This window comes from Pseudoalteromonas sp. CO109Y (assembly GCF_004208935.1).
Lineage (GTDB): Bacteria > Pseudomonadota > Gammaproteobacteria > Enterobacterales > Alteromonadaceae > Pseudoalteromonas > Pseudoalteromonas shioyasakiensis.
Genome location: NZ_SGPD01000013.1, coordinates 69,708 through 89,636, shown reverse-complemented (window position 1 = coordinate 89,636; position 19,929 = coordinate 69,708). Strand labels below are relative to the sequence as shown.

The 19,929-nt window shown below is 41.1% G+C and carries 16 protein-coding genes; 9 read left to right on the top strand and 7 right to left on the bottom strand.

The genetic code is table 11. The features are described from left to right. Positions 1-117: 117 nt before the first annotated feature. Positions 118-1,611 carry a guanosine-5'-triphosphate,3'-diphosphate diphosphatase gene (gppA, locus tag EXT43_RS05275; protein ID WP_063529729.1) on the bottom strand — a complete coding sequence of 498 codons (1,494 nt, stop codon included), beginning with the start codon at positions 1,609-1,611 and terminating at the stop codon, positions 118-120. Between the two features lie 48 nt (positions 1,612-1,659). Further along, positions 1,660-2,934, bottom strand: coding sequence for an ATP-dependent RNA helicase RhlB (rhlB, locus tag EXT43_RS05270; RefSeq protein ID WP_063529730.1), 1,275 nt, complete (start codon positions 2,932-2,934; stop codon positions 1,660-1,662). 90 nt (positions 2,935-3,024) lie between these two features. Here rhlB and trxA point away from each other — a divergent pair, with 90 nt between their 5' ends. The 3 genes from trxA to EXT43_RS05255 all read left to right on the top strand — a co-directional run bounded on the left by trxA (position 3,025) and on the right by EXT43_RS05255 (position 6,207). Next, positions 3,025-3,351, top strand: coding sequence for a thioredoxin TrxA (gene trxA / locus EXT43_RS05265; RefSeq protein ID WP_054554679.1), 327 nt, complete (start codon positions 3,025-3,027; stop codon positions 3,349-3,351). Positions 3,352-3,532: 181 nt separating this feature from the next. Beyond that, entirely contained in the window at positions 3,533-4,792 is a 1,260-nt protein-coding gene (gene rho, locus EXT43_RS05260) for a transcription termination factor Rho (RefSeq protein ID WP_062566226.1), read from the top strand. A gap of 164 nt (positions 4,793-4,956) precedes the next feature. Then, positions 4,957-6,207 carry a methyl-accepting chemotaxis protein gene (locus EXT43_RS05255; RefSeq protein WP_062566227.1) on the top strand — a complete coding sequence of 417 codons (1,251 nt, stop codon included), beginning with the start codon at positions 4,957-4,959 and terminating at the stop codon, positions 6,205-6,207. On the opposite strand, the gene EXT43_RS05250 is transcribed toward EXT43_RS05255, so the two are convergent. Beyond that, the gene (locus tag EXT43_RS05250) at positions 6,180-9,014 is read right to left on the bottom strand and encodes a tetratricopeptide repeat protein (RefSeq protein ID WP_130166522.1); all 2,835 of its coding nucleotides are present in this window, start codon (positions 9,012-9,014) and stop codon (positions 6,180-6,182) included. The genes EXT43_RS05255 and EXT43_RS05250 overlap by 28 nt on opposite strands. A 158-nt stretch (positions 9,015-9,172) precedes the next feature. Here EXT43_RS05250 and EXT43_RS05245 point away from each other — a divergent pair, with 158 nt between their 5' ends. After that, entirely contained in the window at positions 9,173-9,754 is a 582-nt protein-coding gene (locus tag EXT43_RS05245; RefSeq protein ID WP_130166521.1) for a DNA-J related domain-containing protein, read from the top strand. 9 nt (positions 9,755-9,763) lie between these two features. Here EXT43_RS05245 and dbpA read toward each other — a convergent pair whose 3' ends face one another. After that, positions 9,764-11,152, bottom strand: a complete 1,389-nt coding sequence (gene dbpA / locus EXT43_RS05240; protein ID WP_055199234.1) for an ATP-dependent RNA helicase DbpA — start codon at positions 11,150-11,152, stop codon at positions 9,764-9,766. A gap of 187 nt (positions 11,153-11,339) precedes the next feature. Between dbpA and EXT43_RS05235 the strand changes: the two genes are divergently transcribed. Beyond that, complete coding sequence (locus tag EXT43_RS05235; RefSeq protein WP_062566229.1) at positions 11,340-12,296, top strand: tetratricopeptide repeat protein; 957 nt, start codon at positions 11,340-11,342, stop codon at positions 12,294-12,296. 278 nt (positions 12,297-12,574) lie between these two features. On the opposite strand, the gene EXT43_RS05230 is transcribed toward EXT43_RS05235, so the two are convergent. Both EXT43_RS05230 and EXT43_RS05225 read right to left on the bottom strand, forming a co-directional pair. Beyond that, on the bottom strand, positions 12,575-14,533 hold the full coding sequence (locus tag EXT43_RS05230; protein WP_062566230.1) for a S9 family peptidase: 1,959 nt from the start codon (positions 14,531-14,533) through the stop codon (positions 12,575-12,577). Between the two features lie 110 nt (positions 14,534-14,643). Continuing rightward, positions 14,644-15,549 (bottom strand): DUF808 domain-containing protein, encoded by a 906-nt coding sequence (locus EXT43_RS05225; protein WP_062566280.1) that lies wholly within the window; start codon positions 15,547-15,549, stop codon positions 14,644-14,646. 113 nt (positions 15,550-15,662) lie between these two features. Between EXT43_RS05225 and EXT43_RS05220 the strand changes: the two genes are divergently transcribed. From EXT43_RS05220 to EXT43_RS05205, 4 genes are all read left to right on the top strand, one after another. Then, complete coding sequence (locus tag EXT43_RS05220; protein WP_062566231.1) at positions 15,663-15,950, top strand: MliC family protein; 288 nt, start codon at positions 15,663-15,665, stop codon at positions 15,948-15,950. Between the two features lie 85 nt (positions 15,951-16,035). After that, positions 16,036-17,502, top strand: coding sequence for a 4-hydroxy-3-polyprenylbenzoate decarboxylase (ubiD, locus tag EXT43_RS05215; protein ID WP_062566232.1), 1,467 nt, complete (start codon positions 16,036-16,038; stop codon positions 17,500-17,502). 87 nt (positions 17,503-17,589) lie between these two features. Next, positions 17,590-18,303, top strand: a complete 714-nt coding sequence (gene fre, locus EXT43_RS05210; protein ID WP_062566233.1) for an NAD(P)H-flavin reductase — start codon at positions 17,590-17,592, stop codon at positions 18,301-18,303. Between the two features lie 145 nt (positions 18,304-18,448). Next, complete coding sequence (locus EXT43_RS05205; RefSeq protein WP_054563674.1) at positions 18,449-18,865, top strand: CBS domain-containing protein; 417 nt, start codon at positions 18,449-18,451, stop codon at positions 18,863-18,865. Between the two features lie 9 nt (positions 18,866-18,874). Here EXT43_RS05205 and add read toward each other — a convergent pair whose 3' ends face one another. Beyond that, the gene (gene add, locus EXT43_RS05200) at positions 18,875-19,876 is read right to left on the bottom strand and encodes an adenosine deaminase (RefSeq protein WP_058585404.1); all 1,002 of its coding nucleotides are present in this window, start codon (positions 19,874-19,876) and stop codon (positions 18,875-18,877) included. Positions 19,877-19,929: the final 53 nt, after the last annotated feature.

Sequence of the window (19,929 nt, the reverse complement as noted above, 5' to 3'; positions counted from 1 at the left end):
TCCGAATTGAGATCAACTGTTTTTTGAAGTTTTTATGAAAAAAATGACTGTTCGCGCAAAATACGAACGAAACGGGTAAAAATAGCACTAAAAAAGGCCCTGAAGGGCCTTTTAACGTTATTTTACTATGAGCTTCCAACCTACTTTTGCTTGTAGCTTGGACTCTAGTTGCAGTTCACTGGCCATTAATGGGTGATATTTTAACCAATCACCATCAAATGTCAGTGTGAGGGTGTTTTCATTAACACTGAGATCAATCGCTGGTAGTACATCATCTTGGCGACGCATTGATAAGATCACAGCGATCCGTACTACCCTTGTTAAGCATTCTGCGAGTACTTGATGACAGCCCAAGTGAGCAAAACTGTTTTTAACAAGATCAGCGCGATGCTCACAAGCAACAGCGGTAATCAGTTTATGCTCAGATTGCGAGAACCCTGGCATATCTGTGTTTTCTATAATGTAAGCCGTGTGCTTATGATAAAGCTTATACTCTATCAGTAAGCCAATCTCGTGCAATTTTGCTACTGTTCTTAGCAATGCGATTGCATTTTCATCGATTGATTGCCATTGCCCCATCACGCTTTTAGCCAACTGCTCCGCAAGTTGCGCAACACGACAAGCCTGTTTTTGATCTACATGATAGCGATTCATTAAACCATCAACTGTACGCTTGCGTATGTCGTGGTTATGAAGCTCTGGCACCATGCTATATAAAACGCCTTCACGCAATGCACCGCGAGCAAGACCCATTTGTTTTATATCTAGAGATTCAAACAAGGCGATCAATATAGCGAGGCCAGAAACAAACACTAGACGACGCTCTTCACTCAAGCCTGGAAGCTCAAGATCAGCAATTGTTTTAAATTGCACTGATTGCTCTTTAATAGCGATAAGTTTATCAAGCGTTAAAAGCTCATCTTGGTTTTGTGCAACCATGATTTCTTGAATCGCTTGCACTGTGCCTGACGCACCGCTCGCAATTTGCCATCCGGTTGCTTGGTATTCATCGACAATTTCTGCAACCACTTCACTTGCCGCTTTAATTGCAGCAGCAAAGTTTTCGTTACTGAGCTTTTGATCTTTGAAGTAACGTTCTAGGAAGGTAACACAGCCCATGTGTAGGCTTTTATAGTGCAGTGCATCAAAACCCTGACCGATAACAACTTCGGTACTGGCTCCGCCAATATCGATAACCAGTTGTTTACCGCTACAAGCAGAGGTGTGCGCCACGCCTTTATAGATTGTCTTAGCTTCTAGTTCACCGCTGATAACATTGATTTTATGACCAAGGATCTGTTCAGCTTTATGCTTGAATACATCAGCATTGCTAGCAAGACGTAAAGTTGCGGTCGCAACAATTGTGATGTTTTTCTGTGGTATGTCTTGCAGACGTTCAGCAAACAAGGCTAGGCATTCCCAACCTCGTTGCATGGCTTCAGTGCTAAGGACGTTGTTTTCATCAAGCCCTGCAGCAAGCCTTACTTTACGTTTGACTCGACCGATCGTTTGCAGACCGCCAGCAATCGATTTAGCGATCAGCATATGAAAGCTATTTGATCCTAAGTCGATTACTGCATACACATTTTTTTGCGGTTGAAGTTGCCCCACCGTTCAAAAACCTCTAGTTACTACTAAGTCTTCAACAACGGTCGTTTATTACGACCGTGATTTCTGGTAACTATTATTTGGTCGACGTCCGTTGTTATTACGACTACGTGGGCCTGTAGAATAGTTCCGCTTTTTCTGAATAGTAGGCTTAGTTAAATCATCAAGCAATGCACTTTTATCATAATGTGATAATGGAATGCTGTGTTCTATATATTGCTCAATTTCGTGGAGATTATAGGCATACTGTTCACAGGCAAAGCTAATAGCGTGTCCTGATGCACCAGCACGTCCGGTACGACCAATACGGTGTACATAGTCTTCACAATCATCTGGCAAATCAAAATTAAATACATGACTTACTTCTGGGATATGTAAACCACGAGCTGCAACGTCTGTTGCTACTAAAAAGTCTAAATCGCCTTTGGTAAATTGAGCCAAAATTGATTGACGCTTTTTCTGGTTTACATCACCGGTTAATAATCCAACTCGGTGACCATCGGCTTTCATCCATGCATAAACATTTTCACAACTGTGTTTCGTATTTGCAAACACAATCGCTTTATCTGGCCATTCTTCTTCAATTAAAGTTAACAGTAACTTAATTTTGTCATCTTGTGATGGATGGAATAGCTCTTCTTGAATACGCTTACCTGTTTTTACATCAGGTTCAACTTGTACGTGTTCTGGGTTAGTCATATGTTCAAACGCTAATTCCTGCACACGATATGATAAGGTTGCAGAGAATAATAGATTTAGTCTCTCAGACGTTTCTGGCATACGTCTAAACATATAACGAATATCTTTTATAAAGCCTAAATCGAACATGCGATCTGCTTCATCAAGCACTACAACCTCGATTTCATTGAGGGTATAACAGCCCTGCTTGTATAAATCGATAAGGCGTCCAGTAGTCCCAATTAAAATATCAACGCCTTTTTCTAGTTGTGCACGTTGTTTTTCGTAATCTTCGCCACCATATACTAATCCTAAGTTAAGATTACAGTGTGGCGCTAAAATTTTTGCATCTTTGTGTATCTGAATCGCCAGCTCCCTTGTTGGGGCCATGATCAGGGCTCTTGGATGTTTACTAGATGCTTTGCTAGATTGTAATAACCGATGGCACGTGGCAGTTAAAAACGCCAACGTTTTGCCCGTACCTGTTTGTGCTTGGCCCGCAATATCGCGGCCTTCACAAATAAAAGGTAGGCATTTCGCTTGAATGGGTGTGCAATATTCAAACCCATTTTCGGTTAAACCGGCAACCACTTCCGGTGCGATAGCAAAGTCTGAAAACTTTTTATCGGTCAAATGTGTCTTAGTCATAGCGTTTAAGCATAACGTTTAAACTTGCAATAAGAAACAAGAGTGTTTAAATACGCATTAAATATTTCGCCTAACTAATCGGAGATCGCAATGAGCGAGAAAATTATTCAATTAACTGACGATAGCTTTGAAGCTGACGTACTACAATCAGACAAACCTGTACTTGTTGATTTTTGGGCTGAATGGTGCGGACCTTGTAAAATGATCGCCCCTATTCTTGACGAAGTAGCTGGCGAGTTTGATGGCCGAGTTACCGTTGGTAAACTTAACATCGACCAAAATGCAGGCACACCACCAAAGTTTGGTATCCGTGGTATCCCTACATTACTTCTTTTCAAAGATGGTCAAGTTGCAGCAACTAAAGTTGGTGCACTTTCTAAAACTCAATTAGTAGAGTTTTTAGAAAACAACATCTAATGAAAATATAAAAAAAGGGCTTTTTGCCCTTTTTTTAGCTTTATTTTGTTTAAAGACTGGACGCCTTGCTAGTGACCTGCTAGTTTATAAAGCCAACTAATCCTTAGTTATACCAACAAACCTCACTCATGTATCAAACGATGATTTTGAGTATGACAATTGTAATAAAGAACCCACCAATATGCATTTACGCGAATTAAAAGACAAGTCTATCAAAGAGCTTGTAAACTTAGCTGAGTCCATGGGGCTCGAAAACGTAGCCCGTTTAAGAAAACAAGACATTATTTTCGCCATCCTTAAAGCGCACGCTAAAAGCGGTGAAAACATCTATGGCGGCGGTGTACTAGAGATCTTACAAGATGGTTTTGGTTTCTTAAGATCATCAGAAGCATCTTACTTAGCCGGTCCAGATGATATTTATGTATCACCGAGTCAAATCCGTCGATTCAGCATGCGTACTGGTGACTCAATTTCAGGCCTTATTCGTCCACCTAAAGACGGTGAACGTTACTTCGCACTATTAAAAGTAAATGAAGTAAACTTCGACAAACCTGAAAATTCTCGCACAAAAATCCTATTTGAAAACCTTACCCCACTACACGCAAACGAACGTTTACGTATGGAGCGTGGTAACGGTAGTACTGAAGACATCACAGCACGTGTACTTGATTTAGCTTCACCAATTGGTAAAGGCCAGCGTGCGCTTATCGTTGCTCCGCCAAAAGCGGGTAAAACGATGCTCCTGCAAAACATTGCGCAATCAATCAGCTATAACCAGCCTGATTGTGAGCTTATGGTTCTTCTAATCGACGAACGTCCAGAAGAAGTTACAGAAATGCAGCGTCTTGTTAAAGGTGAAGTAATTGCATCAACGTTTGATGAGCCGGCAAGCCGTCACGTTCAAGTTGCTGAAATGGTAATTGAAAAAGCGAAGCGCCTAGTCGAGCACAAAAAAGACGTGGTTATCTTACTTGATTCAATCACACGTCTTGCCCGTGCCTACAATACCGTAATCCCATCATCAGGTAAGGTATTAACAGGTGGTGTTGATGCAAACGCATTACACAAACCTAAGCGTTTCTTTGGTGCAGCTCGTAACGTAGAAGAAGGCGGTAGCTTAACAATTATCGCAACGGCTCTTATCGATACCGGTTCGAAGATGGACGAAGTTATCTACGAAGAGTTCAAAGGTACTGGTAACATGGAATTACACTTAAATCGTAAGATTGCTGAAAAGCGTGTATTCCCAGCGATTGATTTTAACCGCTCAGGTACGCGTCGCGAAGAGTTACTCACTAAACCTGATGAACTTCAGAAGATGTGGATCTTACGTAAGATCGTTCATGAGATGTCAGAAATTGATGCCATGGAATTCTTAATTGATAAGCTTTCAATGAGCAAAACCAATGATGAATTCTTTGACTCAATGAAACGTCAGTAACTATTACTAGTTTTTAAAAAATGCCTGTTTAATACAGGCATTTTTTTTGCGTAAAACTAAGGACATAACACCTTAAAAGTTATACTTTTACAGAATAAGTTTATTGGTAATAAATAGAAATTTGTTCTATACATTATAGGATTAAAAGGTAAGGACTCCCCTCAATGACTCGCATTAAAGTAGCTGTAGCTCTATTCTTAGTAAGCTTACTTAGTTGTATTGCTAGTTTTACTGTATTTGATATTTCTACTACTGCTATGGCTGTGCTTACACTTGTTGTAATCATTCCATGGCTAGCTTTGATTGCTTTTGTTTATACAACGGATAAAAAGCAACAAGATCATTTAAGCTACTTTGTTAAGCAGATTACTTCTGAAAAGGGCATCGATTTCACTTTCCGTTTTGACGAAAATGATCGTCAATTACCACAAGCTTGTCATGCCCTCAATGCAAGCCTGACGATGGTTGAGCACATGCTTGGCGAAATATACTCGTCATCTGCCCGCTTATTACCTATGGCTGACGCACTTCGTGATACCTATGCATCGATGACTCAAAAAGCCACCATACAAGATGCTCATGGTATTGATTTAGCAGATACCATTACCCGCACCATTGAAGTATCAAAAGAGCTAGATAGAAGTTTAGAACAAATTTTTAATTCAGTATCTGATGCCACCAAATCAGTACAACAAACCCGTTTAGACACAGATAAAAGCCAGGCGAGTCTTATCAAGCTTGCCGATAATATCAACCTCACCAGTGAGCAGATTATTTTACTTAAGCAAGATAGTGATGCGATTGGCTCAGTTATTGATGTTATCAATAGTATTGCCGAACAAACTAATTTACTTGCGCTAAATGCTGCTATTGAAGCTGCGCGTGCTGGCGAGCAAGGGCGTGGCTTTGCGGTAGTCGCTGATGAAGTAAGAAACCTGGCTGCCCGCACCAGTAAATCAACACAAGAAGTGCGTGAGATGGTAGCTAAAATTCAGCACAGTACAGAGCAAGCATATCAATTAATGCAAACCGCACTGAAAGAAACCGAGCGCACGGTTGAGCTATCTGAGGCATCAACTAAAGAAACCAATAAAATTGAACAAGCGATGCTAGAAATTAATGCGTTTTCTGAGAGTGTTCATGAGCAGGTGGCGATGCAAAGCCAAATGTCAGATGAAGCACAAACCAGTATTGATGCAATGGTTGAGCTCAATTCCGATGCACTTTCAAGTTCACAAATACAAGCTGTATCGAGTAAAGACTTGGTTCGCCTTGCCCATACCTTAGACGATAAGCTTTCGATGTTTCATATTACACCACCAGAAACCGATCACGAACAGCGCATCGATCGCTCACGCTTCGATACCAATCAAGAAATTGAAAAAATTCAAGACGGTGATATTGAACTGTTTTGATCAACCGAAGCATTATGTAGTTGCTCAAGTAGTTGAGCAACTAAGCTTGTTAAATCAGTCAGTTTATCTTGCTTTAACGCCGACTCAAGTGCCATGGCACTCATCGCAACGTCATCTAACTCAAACATTTTTGCCGCGCCACCTATACGGTGAGCATCCTGCTGTAAATTAAACAATTCATAAGCTGCAAGGTGCTGTTGTATTAATGCGCTTTCATGCTCAAAGCTATTGATAAAGCTTGCCACTAAGTCACTCATATCATGCTGGGACTTAGTTGTGGCACTGTCTTTTTTGCAATGCTTAGCAAGTTGCGTGTAAAACACTTTTTTATCAATCGGTTTAGCAAGGTAACCTGTAAAACCAGCTTCAAGGTAACTGTCGATTTCGTGGCTAATTGCATTAGCAGTTAATGCATATACAGGCTGGGTAAAGCCACACTCTTGTAGTAGCTTGAGTGCATTTAAGCCATCTAACACTGGCATTTGAATATCGAGCAGCACCACATCAGGGAATTCCTTTAGACAATGCTCTACAGCTTGCTCACCATTTTCTACCGCAATAACCTCAAGGCCCATTGACTCTAAATAACGAGAAATTAAACGGCGGTTATCGGGATGATCTTCAGCAAGTAGCACTTTTCCAGACAAGCCTTTTGTTGCTGGCTGGACATACTTTGCAAGCTCAACTGTTTCCGTGCTTGGTGTATGCTCTTTACACGGCAAGTAAAACGAAAATATGCTGCCTTTATTTAGCTCACTTTCAACACTGATATAGCCGCCCATCATCATCGCAAGCTGTTGCGATAGGCTTAAACCAAGCCCGGTGCCCCCAAAGCGACGGCTGATGCTATTGTCGCCTTGTCTAAAACATTCAAAGATTTGCTTAAGCTGCTCAGCGTTCATACCAATACCGGTGTCAGTTACACGAAACCATACGCCTTGCTCAACTTTATAGACTTTTAACTCTACTTCACCTTGATTAGTGAACTTAATTGCATTGGCACATAGGTTGATAAGAATCTGTTTAATGCGGGTAAAGTCGAGCTGACTGTAAAACTGTTCGCCAAGCTCATTATGAAATGAAAAGTTAAGCCCTTTATCTTTAGCTTGACCACTAAGCATAGAATGAACATCAGTAAGTAATCGAACTAAATCACCTTCCTTTAGGCTTAACTCTAGCTTGTTAGCTTCGATTTTACTGATATCAAGTACGTCATTAATCAGCTCTTTTAAGTGATCGCTTTGTTTTTGAATAACAGCCAGCTCATCGTTTAACTGCTCTGGTTTATAATAACCATTCATAAGATTATCGGTTTGGCCTAGGATTGCAGTTAAAGGTGTACGAATTTCATGGCTAATATTTGCTAAAAACTGACTTTTAATTTCATTAGCGCTGCGTAGTTGATCTGCGGTTTCTTCAAGCTCTTTGGTGCGTTTAGCAACCATTAACGAAAGTTGCTCTTTTGCCCCTTTTTCAATATTACGGCGATAAATAGTAATACCCGTCACCACTATCATCACAAACAAGATAAATAGCATAATGCCCAACTGACGTTGTTTAGACATTTCGAGCTCTTGCACATTCTGTAGCTGCTTTAATTCAACAATTTCTTGATTAAGCTGACTTGCTTGGATTTGGCTTTGCAGCTCACCCATAGACTTTAATAATTTTAGGCTTTGCTCGCTTTTGAAAGCACGAACAAACTCATCAAAACTAGCAACGGCTGCTGCATAGTCACCCTTACCGGACTTAATTAGGGCCATCATTCCGGCGCCGTCTTGTACTCTCAAATCATCTTTATATTGTTTAGCCATAAAAACTGAGGTAGTCAGAGTGGCCTCAGCTTCAGTGAGCTTTCCTTGTAATAACTCGATTTTTGCTTGTGACAATAAGCCAGCCAGCTCTAATGTTTTATTATCAATTTTTTTTGCAAACTCAACAGCTTTTTCTGCATGACTCAAGGCAAGCTCTAAATCACCGGTGCGAAGATACACATTAGCGATATTAGTGTGGCGTGAAGAGAGAAAGTAAGCGTTATTCGTTTCTTGGTAGTAGCGCAAGGCACGCTGATAGTAGTGTAAAGAAAGTTGATACTGGCCAAGCTCTGAGTAAGCCACTCCCATATTGCCATACGACTGAGCGACGCCATCTTCATCACCTAATTTTTGGAAAATCTCTAGCGTTTCTCTATACATATCAAGCGCAATATCATAGCTCGACAAACGAATATAAATACCCGCTATATTGTGTAAAATATCGGCTTTATCTTGCTCGCTACCATACTCTTCATATATTTCTTTCGCTTCTTTGTAATATTTAAGTGCTTGATCCATATTGAACATGTCAAAGTAAGCAAGGCCAATATTACTGAGTAAGTTTGCTTCGGCAATTGGCTCTGGTAGCTTTTCTGCAACACTTAATGCCTTGCTATAAGCAAGCACCGCTTGTTGCATCAAACCTTGATAATAATAAGTGACGCCTTGCATTTTTAGGCTACGAAAGTAGCGATTTGGCGTTGCTGTAAAACTAGTTGCTTGCTCTGCCAATTGGTAGTTTTTTACCGCCGCAGAGAAATTACCTCTCTCTAAAGCAAAGTCGGCAAGCTGCATGTATATATCGAGGCTTAGTTCTTGATTTGTTGTATTTTGATTAAGCAGCTTTTTGGCAAGCTGTTGCTTTTCTTGCCATTGCTCGGATTGGCTAAATTGCTCAAGTAGCGAAGTGGATGCAAAGCTAGACTGCGAACCAAACAAACTACAGCTGAACAATAAAGCAGTGAGCAAGCTTACACGCAGTGATGTGAACATATGGCGAAATCCCTTAAAATCAACTTAGCCTGAAAATGAAGTTATTTAAGCTCGGCTAAATGCATTCCCTAGTATCTAAAAACATTAGCGTAGTTTCAAAAAAGCAGCTGTGATAGCATATACCACTGTAGATTACACTAAAGATAGGCTTGCGAACAATGGTTAACCCACTGATTGATGAGATTTTTTACCTTCTTTTGGAACAACCTATTTGGAAGGTTCATACGCTTGCCAGCGCACTTAGTGAATCAGGAAAAATAGAGCAATTAGACAATGACCCACAAAAAGATCTGTTTAAACGCAACTTTTTAGTTATGAATGGTCTTTATCAACTACAAGCACAACTTGCACCAGAGCAACAGCTACAGATTGCGTCACTTCACATTGAACTTGTTAGTAAGCAAACGGGTAACGCATTAGAAAGTCATGATCCACTACGGGATTACTATTTAGATTGGCAAAACTTTGATACAACGAGCGATGAAATAGATGCGTTGTTAACTGATTTTTGGCAGCGCTTTTCATCATTTAGCTCAAAAAAAGCCATTCATTCATTACCTCAGCAGCAGCTATTACAATTACTAAAAGCGTGGCAGCTACCTACTGATTTTTCGGAAAAACAGTTACAAAAGCGTTGGCGACAACTGGCGCTAAAACACCACCCAGACCGCCAAGGCTGTGCAATTGAGTTTAAGAAAATACAACTCGAATATGAGCAACTTAAAGCAAGCTGCTCATAACTCAACAATTTATCTGCTCAAACGTCGCGCACGGATCTTGCGCTTTTTAATATTACCTTCAGTCAATTTACGTAATGCAGGTTTTGCAGCAGCTCGCTCCACAGCAATAAAGGCCACATTATCAAGTACGTTAATTTTACCTACCTGATGACCGGCAATTCCCTCTTTACCAGTTAATGCTCCTAAAATATCACCGGCACGAATTTTTTGCTTCTTGCCAGCATCAATCATAATGGTTGCCATGGTTGGCTTATAAGCGGGTTTTTCTAGCAAGCTAAATGGCGGAATTGGTTCAGGGTCAAAGTCGCGCTCGTAGTGGTCGCCAATTTGTGCCACTTTAAATTGCTCAGCTTCACCATAAATAGAACATGCAATACCCTTTTTACCTGCTCGACCAGTACGGCCAACACGGTGTACATGGGTTTGAGGGTCATGCGCTAGATGGTAGTTCACTACCATGTCCATGTCGTTGATATCTAAGCCGCGTGCGGCAACATCCGTTGCAACAAGAATACAGGCGCTTTTATTAGCAAAGCGGATTAAAGTACGCTCACGTTCACGTTGGTCTAAATCACCATGTAAAGCAACAGCACTAAACCCTTCAGCATAAAGATCATCACAAATCTGTTGTGTTTCAACCTTGGTGTTACAAAAAACCACACAGCTTTCTGGTTGGAACTTCAATAACAACAGCTTCAATGTATTAAAGCGCTGTTTATTATTATCTAGCTTGTAAAAGTATTGCTTGATTGTGCTTTTTGTTTGCTCTTCTTCTACCTTAATCATTTCTGGGTTGCTAAGCACTCGCTCAGCTATCGCAGCAATTGATTTTGGATAAGTCGCACTAAACAATAATGTTTGGCGTTGGTTAGGAATGCACTCAACAATAGCATCAAGGGTATCTTGGAAGCCCATATCTAACATTTGATCAGCTTCGTCTAACACTAGGGTCTCAACATCATCTAAACGCAATGTGCCTTTGCGAATATGGTCATCAACACGACCAGGAGTACCAACGATGATATGTGCGCCATGTTCTAATGAGCCAATTTGTGGACCAATAGAGACACCACCACACAAAGTTAAAACTTTAATGTTATGAATACCACGGGCAAGCTTACGAACTTCTTCAGCTACTTGCTCTGCTAACTCTCGGGTTGGACATAAAATGAGAGACTGAATACGAAAGCGTTTCACATTTAACTTAGCCAGCACACCTAAACTAAATGCAGCCGTTTTACCCGACCCCGTTTTGGCTTGGGCAATAATATCTTTGCCTTGCAAGATCACTGGCAAACTTTGCGCTTGCACTGGCGTCATTTGCGTATAACCTAAAGTTGATAAGTTATCGGTTAACTCTCGCGGCAAAGCCAAAGATGAAAAAGCAGTAGCAGTCACAGTAATATTCCAAACTTGATAATTGAGGGACATCCTCGAAGATGCTGTGGATCATAGCAGAGAATGTGCTGTTTCTCTAAACGAAAACACTGTTCAGCATATTTAATTCATATTTGCTTACAGTTTGCTGCTTTCTAACTCTCTGCATTTGTTCTAGTTTATTGATAGCAACCTTCAGGAAGAAACTATGCTTCTATTTAATACTGCTGCAGCTGATGTTTTCTATAAAAAACAAAAAACGTGCCCTCACTGTCATAGTGAACATTATTCTTTAAGCAATCACAGTAAAGTTTTGCGCTTTACTATTTTGCCCATCATGCCACTTTCTATTAATTATCAAAGACAATGTGATGACTGTGGCTATGTTACTCCTGCACCTTGGTATTCACTGCCCGCCTTAGAGCTAGCGTCGTTTATAAAATACTTTATTGGTCTATTCATTATCGTTTACCTATTAATAAATGCATTAATCGGTGCGAATGAACAAACTGAAAATGAGCAAAATTACTTAAACGAGCCAAAGTTATTTGATACCTATTTTGTCTATTCAGATAAGTTTACTGGCAAACCAAAACGTATTAACAACTTAAAAGTAGCTCAGCTCGTTGAATTTGATGACAAGAACATGACTTTTAGAGTTGCTAACTACACTTACAAGTACAATAAAGACATCGAGATTGCGATGCGTACCAGCATGCTAGTTCAAGATGATTACTTTTCTAGTAAAACCCTGACTTTCAGTAAGTCACAAATAAAGCAGCTTTATGATGAAGGCAGCATTTATAAAATTATGCGACCTGAGCTTTATAGTTTATTTGGTGGTTTTGTTATGCACCCGCCTAGACCTAAGCCTTTATATACGGGCGTTAAGCTCGATAAACATAATCAGGAAGGGATTACTTACTTCAAAGATGGCCTATACGAGGAAGCGTTGAAAAGTTTTACGCTGTCTGCGGAAGATGGTTATGCATGGGGGCAATTAAACTTGGGTCAGATGTATCGTGATGGTCAAGGGACAGAAGTGAATAACGAAAAAGCAGCTTACTGGCTCAACAAAGCTACCTTACAAGGGAATCCTAAAGCAAAGATTGAGCTCGCAGAGCTATGCTTGAGTTACGATTGTAGTAAATTGAATACTCAATAATCTATTACCCATAAATATCACACATACGAAACCAGCCTAATTATATGGTTCTCACTATTTACTTTGAATTTGTTATGTTATAACATCTTTGTAGTGGCGTAGTATTTATACTCTTTTAAAGCCGAGTTACTCTCCCTGCTCTGCTTTTGAGATTACGCAGCCTGATGAAAGAATCATCTTTTGAGTTTGTATAACTTGAAGGAAGACCTTGCACACTAGCACGCTTACGTTCCCGTGCTAAATCCTTGCCGGCGAGCTTGCTCGCCGGCACTTTTCTTTTAAAGCTTTAAATGTTCATCTAAGAAAGCCAATACTTTTTTATAGTAAAGAGTACGGTGCTCTTCTTTATAAAAACCGTGGCCTTCATCATCTAGAATAGTGATTTCATATGGGTGCTTAGCTTTTTTCAACGCTGCTTCTAATGATTCTGCTTGCTCAATTGGCGCACGCTCGTCTTCACCACCATGCACAATAAGAACAGGTGCTTTTAGCTTATCGACATTATAAGCAGGCGAGAATGCTTTTAACTCGGCTTCATCAGTACCAATCACTGTTTTAAGGTAATTAACACCATAGCTTCGGGCTTGCGTATCACCTTCTTCATACATAAGAGGCAAGTCGTAAACCCCCATCAGGCCTATTGCACATTTGAACATATCCGGCTCGATAATCGCGCTTTGTAGTGCAGAGTAACCACCGAAGCTGGCTCCCATAATACAAATATTATCTTTATCAACTGTGCCGTCATTAATTAATAGTTTCACACCATCAATAATGTCGTGTTGAATATTTTGTCCCCACTGGCGATAGCCTGCTTCTTGGAAGTTCATACCAAACCCGTCCGAGCCTCGAAAGTTAACCTTTAATACCGCCATACCTTTATTGGCTAACATTTGTACTTCTGGATCATAGCCCCAGTAATCACGTGCAATTGGACCACCATGTGGCATAACAACCAAAGGTAAGTTTTTCTCAGCTTTGCCATTTGGCACAGTTAAATAAGCAAGAATTGTTAAACCATCGCGGCTTTTAAAACGCAGTGGTGTGGTTTGCGCCATATCATTTTGGTTTATCCAGCCACGCGCAGAGAATAGCGCTCGTAATTTATTGGTATTTGCGTCATATAGATAATATTGCCCAGGGTTTATATCGCTCGATGCGAAAATAATATTTTTTGAATCATCTTCTGTACTGCTGACTAGCTGTACTTGACTGCCTGGCAGTGCGCCCAATAAATCTTTAAGACGCTGTGATTTAGGCGAATTGCTATCAACAAACGCATAGCTTGGGTAATCAGCCTGGGTTTCTATGGCAAATAACTCTTTAGAGATTTCATCAACCCAAATATGTGACGGTGAAACATGCTTATCTTGGAAGATTTTCGTTACTTCTTTGGTTTTTAGGTTAATCTTAATAAGGCTCTCAGCTTCTCCACCCTTTGATGCAGTGGCATATACAGACTCGCCAGATTTATCAAATGCCTTTAATGAAATATCGGTGTAATTAATACCTTTTAGATCGAGCTCTTTCCAAAAACCGCCTTCGGGCTCTCGTACATGAAGTGTCGCATTGAGGTAATCGTCACTTGATACAGCGATACGAACGTTACCATCATGGTCTGTTAGAAACTCACCCATAGGTGCTGGTGAACGAGTAATTAAAGTACGAAGGCCGCGATAAACATCGACTTCATATACAACGGTAGTTGGTTCATTGGTTGCAGTCCACGGGTATGTGACAACCAAAACTTTTTTATCATCATGAAGTAAGGGATCTAAAAGGTATGACGTTCCTTGAACTGGTGTTTGTTTTTTTAACCGAGTACCAGTTTGCTGTTCACCATGATAACCAATTACGTATGCGCCACGGCTACCATCGACGTTCACGGCAAATAACTCACCATAATAAATAGGGGTATCTTGCCAACCTTTTAAATACTCTTTTTCAAGAATAACTCGTTCATTGTTAACCCAATGGTATTCGCCAACCTGTGCATTACCCGGAAAAGCAACCGCATGGGTTACTGCAAACTTGGTTGTATCAACAATGATGAGTGAATTTTTACCTTCGTGTTTTTTTATAGCTGCGACGTAGTTGCCATCAGGGGAGATAGTTACACGACTAAAGTCATTACCTTTACTAAAGTCTTCTACTGATAATTTTGCAGGTTTAGCGAAGCTGGTAAATGATAGCGTAAATAACGCTAGTCCCAGCACAAAAGTGAGATATCGAGACATGATTAACTCCATTTAACGATTTAATTGTTATTTTTAGCTGAGCAATAATAAAGCAAAGACCCTATATTTGCTACAAAAATTTAACAAAACAACCCAATAATGGATGCTATTTAGCGACGAATTTTGTGCCAAAGTTCAACCACTAACACAACGATAACCCCGGCAACAACGCCTAATAAACCATCAAATATAATCGGCGTAGCCAGCTCACCCGTTTTACCAACTAAATCCGTAACAAACTCAGTGCTACCTTGCTGGGCGTGATGTAAAACGGGGATCCCATGTACCAATATGCCTCCGCCAACTAAAAACATAGCAACCGTTCCTGCAAAGGCTAAAAAGCGCATTAACTTAGGTGCTGCAGCAAGTAAAAACTTACCTACTAGCTCTTTAAACTTACCGCCACTTTGCTGCGCTTTTTGCAGTAAATACAAACCAGCATCATCTAGTTTAACAATGCCTGCAACTAACCCATACACGCCAATGGTCATAATAATTGCTATTACACTAAGCACTAAAGCTTGATTCACCAGTGTTGCGCCAGCAACCGTGCCTAGCGTTATCACGATAATTTCTGCAGAAAGGATAAAATCAGTGCGGATCGCCCCTTTCACTTTTTGCTTTTCGTATTCTTGTAAGTCTTGTTGTTCAGCCAGTGTTTCATCTTCTTGTTGAGCATGACCAAACAGCTTTTCGATAATTTTCTCTGCACCTTCAAAGCACAAAAACAGCCCGCCAACCATTAACAGCGGAGTAATTAACCAAGGCAACCAAACACTAATCAATAACGCTGCGGGCACTAAGATGGCTTTGTTAATAAACGAGCCTTTTGCCACAGCCCAAACTACAGGCAACTCTCTATCGGCAGTTACCCCTGTGACTTGCTGAGCATTAAGAGCTAGGTCATCACCTAACACCCCTGCTGTTTTTTTTGTTGCGACTTTACTCATCGTCGCAATATCGTCTAAAAGTGTTGTAATATCATCAAGTAAGGTTAGTAAATTAGTGCCTGCCATGGTGGTTCCTTGCCCATTAAATACACTATCAACATAACTTATCCTGCCATTTTCACCAACGGTTAATTTTTCTTTGTTAGGCTTATAGCTCATTCAAAAATAGAGGTGTTTCTATGATTAAACCACTTCTCTCAGGGCTCGCTTTAGTTACCTTGTGCGCGTGTGCTGAGCAAAGTGCACCAAGCAATTATCTGTGCGATGAAACCCTTAGCGCCAGTATTGTTGAATACAGTGATGAGGAAGCAAGACTGACATTTAAGGACTCTGAATTTTTACTCAATCGCCAAGTAAGCGGCTCAGGGGTTAAATACAGTGCCGATAATGTGCTGTTTTGGTCTAAAGGCGATGAAGCCATGCTGATTTTAAAAGGTAAAAAGTACCAATGTAGCTTAACTCAGTAATAGCAAAAGCTTTGCTCGCTAAATTAGCTTAATCAGTGGTTTTGAGTATAATAGCGACAGTTTATTCAGCGTTTAAGCGGCTATAATGAAATACAAAGATCTTCGCGAATTTATCGAGTTATTAGAACAAAAAGGTGAATTAAAACGGATCAAACAAGAAATTGATCCTTACCTTGAAATGACCGAAATTGCCGACCGTACTTTACGTGCCGAAGGCCCAGCTCTGTTATTCGAAAACCCTAAAGGCCACACTATTCCCGTTCTTGCCAACCTTTTTGGTACGCCTAAGCGTGTTGCAATGGGCATGGGGCAAGATGATGTTAGTGAACTGCGCGAAGTTGGTAAGTTATTAGCTTTTCTAAAAGAGCCTGAGCCACCGAAAGGCATTAAAGAGGCACTAGGGCAAATCCCAGTATTCAAACAAGTACTGAATATGCCAGCTAAAGAAGTAAAAAAAGCGCCTTGTCAGCAAGTTATTCTTGAAGGCGATGATGTTGACTTAACTAAGCTGCCTATTCAACATTGCTGGCCGGGTGATGCTGCTCCCTTGATCACATGGGGTCTAACGGTTACTAAAGGGCCTTATAAAAAGCGCCAAAACTTAGGCATTTACCGTCAGCAGCTATTGGGTAAAAACAAAATTATTATGCGTTGGCTATCGCACCGCGGTGGCGCATTAGATTTTCGTGAATGGTGTAAAGAGCACCCAGGCGAACCTTACCCTGTGTCTGTCGCATTAGGTGCCGATCCTGCGACTATCCTAGGCGCTGTAACACCAGTACCAGACACCCTAAGCGAATATGCATTTGCTGGTTTACTACGCGGTAGTAAGACTGAAGTTGTTAAATCGGTTTCAAATGACCTACAAGTGCCTGCTACCGCAGAGTTCGTACTTGAAGGTTATATTATGCCGGGTGAAACAGCACCAGAAGGCCCTTATGGCGATCACACAGGTTACTATAACGAAGTAGACGAGTTCCCGGTGATGACGGTCACTCACATTACACATCGTGAAAACCCAATTTATCACAGCACTTACACAGGCCGTCCACCAGATGAGCCAGCAGTACTCGGGGTTGCTTTGAACGAAGTGTTCGTGCCAATTCTGCAAAAGCAATTCCCTGAAATTGTAGATTTTTACCTACCACCTGAAGGCTGTTCTTATCGTATGGCTGTGGTCACGATGAAAAAACAATATCCAGGTCATGCCAAACGCGTGATGATGGGGGTGTGGTCTTTCTTACGTCAATTCATGTATACCAAGTTCGTAATTGTTTGCGATGATGATGTAAACGCACGCGATTGGAACGACGTGATCTGGGCAATTACCACGCGTATGGACCCTGCTCGCGATACGACGATGATCGAAAACACGCCAATTGATTATTTAGATTTTGCATCACCAGTTTCTGGCCTTGGCTCAAAAATGGGCATGGATGCAACCAATAAATGGCCAGGCGAAACAGATCGTGAATGGGGTGAACCCATTGTTATGGATCCAAAAATCAAAGAACGTGTTGATGAATTATGGGGCAGCTTAGATATTCTCTAGGCTGTGTCTATGTTAAACTGCTCAAAATTTAACGGTTATGAGTGCGATTCATAACCGAATTTGCTTCTGTGCTTATAAAGGTAAACTATGCAAACACTACTCGCTGACGTTGTTGCGATCAGCCCGCTTACAGACCATGTACATAAGGTCATTTTGAAACCACAGCAACCTGTGTCATTCGAGGCAGGCCAATATATGCAACTTGTATTAGGCGAAAAAGATAAGCGTGCCTTTTCTATTGCAAGCCGCCCGTCGCAAACTGAACAGATTGAACTACATATTGGTGCCGCGGGTGCTGATTCGTATGCAATGCAAGCGCTTGACCATTTACGTCAAGCTCATACAGAGCAACAGCAAGTTAATGTTGAAGTAGGCTTAGGTGTATCACAGCTGCGAGTTGAGGGTGAGCGCCCTATTATTCTACTTGCTGGCGGTACAGGTTTTTCTTATGCTAAATCAATGGCTGATCACCTTGCTGAAATCGGCTGTGAGCGTCCTGTATTATTTTACTGGGGTGTACGTGAGCAAGCTGCACTTTATGCTCATGATGAAATGCAAGCATGGGCAAACAGCAACCCACATTTCCAATACATTCCAGTAGTTGAAAATGCGCCGCAAAGCTGGAATGGCAAAACCGGTTACGTCCACAAGGCTGTTATGGAAGATATCGTGTCTTTAGAACCATACGATATATACATGGCAGGCCGCTTCGACATGATTGGCGTGGTTCGCGATGATTTTATTAATCATGGTGCGGTACGTGAGAACATGTACGCCGATGCATTTGCATTCATTAAATAACTAGCTCATACCGGTTATTTTTAAGGCATCCAATTGGATGCCTTTTTTATTTGTTTTACCTATCGCCTTAATCCGTCTAAACGATTTCACAAACTGCATTTCCTTGACCATACTCTGATTAGAATAACGATGGGGAGAGACCCAAATGCTAAATACAAAAGTACAAGACTTTATGCAACGTAAGTTGCCACACATTACGCCTGAAACTGAAATGACCACCGCGATTAGCGAGCTGCAAAAGTTTAAATTACTAGGCGCACCTGTATTCGATGACAACAAAAGCCTAGTTGGCTTTATTTCTGAACAAGAGCTGCTGCAACCGCTCATGCAAAACAGTTATTTCTGTGATGGTGTAGTGAAGGTAAAACAGCTAATGCGCACCGATGTTGTTACCGTAAGTAGCGATCAAAACATCATAGAGCTGGCAGATGGCATGCAAACAGGTAAGCCAAAAAACTACCCGGTTATCGAGGATGGTAAGGTTGTTGGCATGATCAGCCGGGGAGACGTGCTCAAAGCATTGTATGAAAACTATGTCTCATGCCAAGAGCACCAAGTGTAAGTTAGCTGCTTAACGATTAGCAGCTAACTGTTTTAAAGCAGCTTTATCAGCATCGCTTAAATAAGCAATTTCAAGCGCATTAGCTTGCGCTTTTTCCATATCGGCTTGGCTTAAGCCTGCCGCAGGTGCTGCTACTTGATACTCATACGCTATTTCAATACCTTCAACTGCTGGATCATCAGTATTAATTGATGCCAAAATACCATGGTCTAAGAAGGTTTTTAACGGGTGTTTTGCAAGCTCAGCAACAGTGCTGGTTTGAATGTTACTGGTTAAGCAAGACTCAATACCAATGCGCTTATCACGTAAGTAATCCATTAGTGCAGCATCTTCAATCGCTTTTACACCATGACCAATACGCGTTGCACCAAGCTCGTTAATTGCTTGCCAAATGCTTTCGCTACCTCGCGCTTCACCGGCATGAATCGTGGCAGCTAAGTATGCATCATGAACTTGTTTAAAGTGATCAACAAATAGCTCACCCGGGAAACCAATTTCATCGCCAGCTAAATCAACCGCAACTAAATCATTTTTAAAAGCAAGAAGCGCATCAAGCTCTTGCTGACAGATTTTGGTGCCATATGTACGCGACATGATGCCGATTAAGTTAGCTTTAATTGGTGCGTTATGACACGCACTTTTTACACCATCAACCACCGCTTCAACAACACCTTGCGGGTGTAGGCCTTGGCTTTGCGCCATATAATATGGGCTAAAACGAAGCTCAACGTAATCGAGGTTTTGGGCAATCGCATCTTCAACGTTTTCGATAGCAATTCGACGACAAGCATCGTAATCACCCAATACTTTTACACCCCAATCTAGCTTTTGTAAAAACGCCACTAAATTTGGTTCAGGGTCGATAACCTGTACGTGCGGAATAAGCGCTTCAATGTTGTCAGCAGGTAATTCAAGATTAAACTGACGACCAAGGTCTAAGATCGTTTGTGGGCGAACATTACCATCTAGATGACGGTGAATATCAAGCAAAGGGAGTTTGTTATTGATCATAATTAGCACTCAGGTTCAGTAAATTTGCGCGGATCATACGTACCCACGGCGAT

Bases quoted from the DNA above. Each gene is read 5' to 3' on its own strand.
- rhlB (WP_063529730.1), bottom strand. From the start codon at position 2,934: ATGACTAAGACACATTTGACCGATAAAAAGTTTTCAGACTTTGCTATC.
- trxA (WP_054554679.1), top strand. From the start codon at position 3,025: ATGAGCGAGAAAATTATTCAATTAACTGACGATAGCTTTGAAGCTGAC.
- rho (WP_062566226.1), top strand. From the start codon at position 3,533: ATGCATTTACGCGAATTAAAAGACAAGTCTATCAAAGAGCTTGTAAAC.
- EXT43_RS05255 (WP_062566227.1), top strand. From the start codon at position 4,957: ATGACTCGCATTAAAGTAGCTGTAGCTCTATTCTTAGTAAGCTTACTT.
- EXT43_RS05250 (WP_130166522.1), bottom strand. From the start codon at position 9,014: ATGTTCACATCACTGCGTGTAAGCTTGCTCACTGCTTTATTGTTCAGC.
- EXT43_RS05245 (WP_130166521.1), top strand. From the start codon at position 9,173: ATGGTTAACCCACTGATTGATGAGATTTTTTACCTTCTTTTGGAACAA.
- EXT43_RS05235 (WP_062566229.1), top strand. From the start codon at position 11,340: ATGCTTCTATTTAATACTGCTGCAGCTGATGTTTTCTATAAAAAACAA.
- EXT43_RS05230 (WP_062566230.1), bottom strand. From the start codon at position 14,533: ATGTCTCGATATCTCACTTTTGTGCTGGGACTAGCGTTATTTACGCTA.
- EXT43_RS05225 (WP_062566280.1), bottom strand. From the start codon at position 15,549: ATGGCAGGCACTAATTTACTAACCTTACTTGATGATATTACAACACTT.
- EXT43_RS05220 (WP_062566231.1), top strand. From the start codon at position 15,663: ATGATTAAACCACTTCTCTCAGGGCTCGCTTTAGTTACCTTGTGCGCG.
- ubiD (WP_062566232.1), top strand. From the start codon at position 16,036: ATGAAATACAAAGATCTTCGCGAATTTATCGAGTTATTAGAACAAAAA.
- fre (WP_062566233.1), top strand. From the start codon at position 17,590: ATGCAAACACTACTCGCTGACGTTGTTGCGATCAGCCCGCTTACAGAC.
- EXT43_RS05205 (WP_054563674.1), top strand. From the start codon at position 18,449: ATGCTAAATACAAAAGTACAAGACTTTATGCAACGTAAGTTGCCACAC.
- add (WP_058585404.1), bottom strand. From the start codon at position 19,876: ATGATCAATAACAAACTCCCTTTGCTTGATATTCACCGTCATCTAGAT.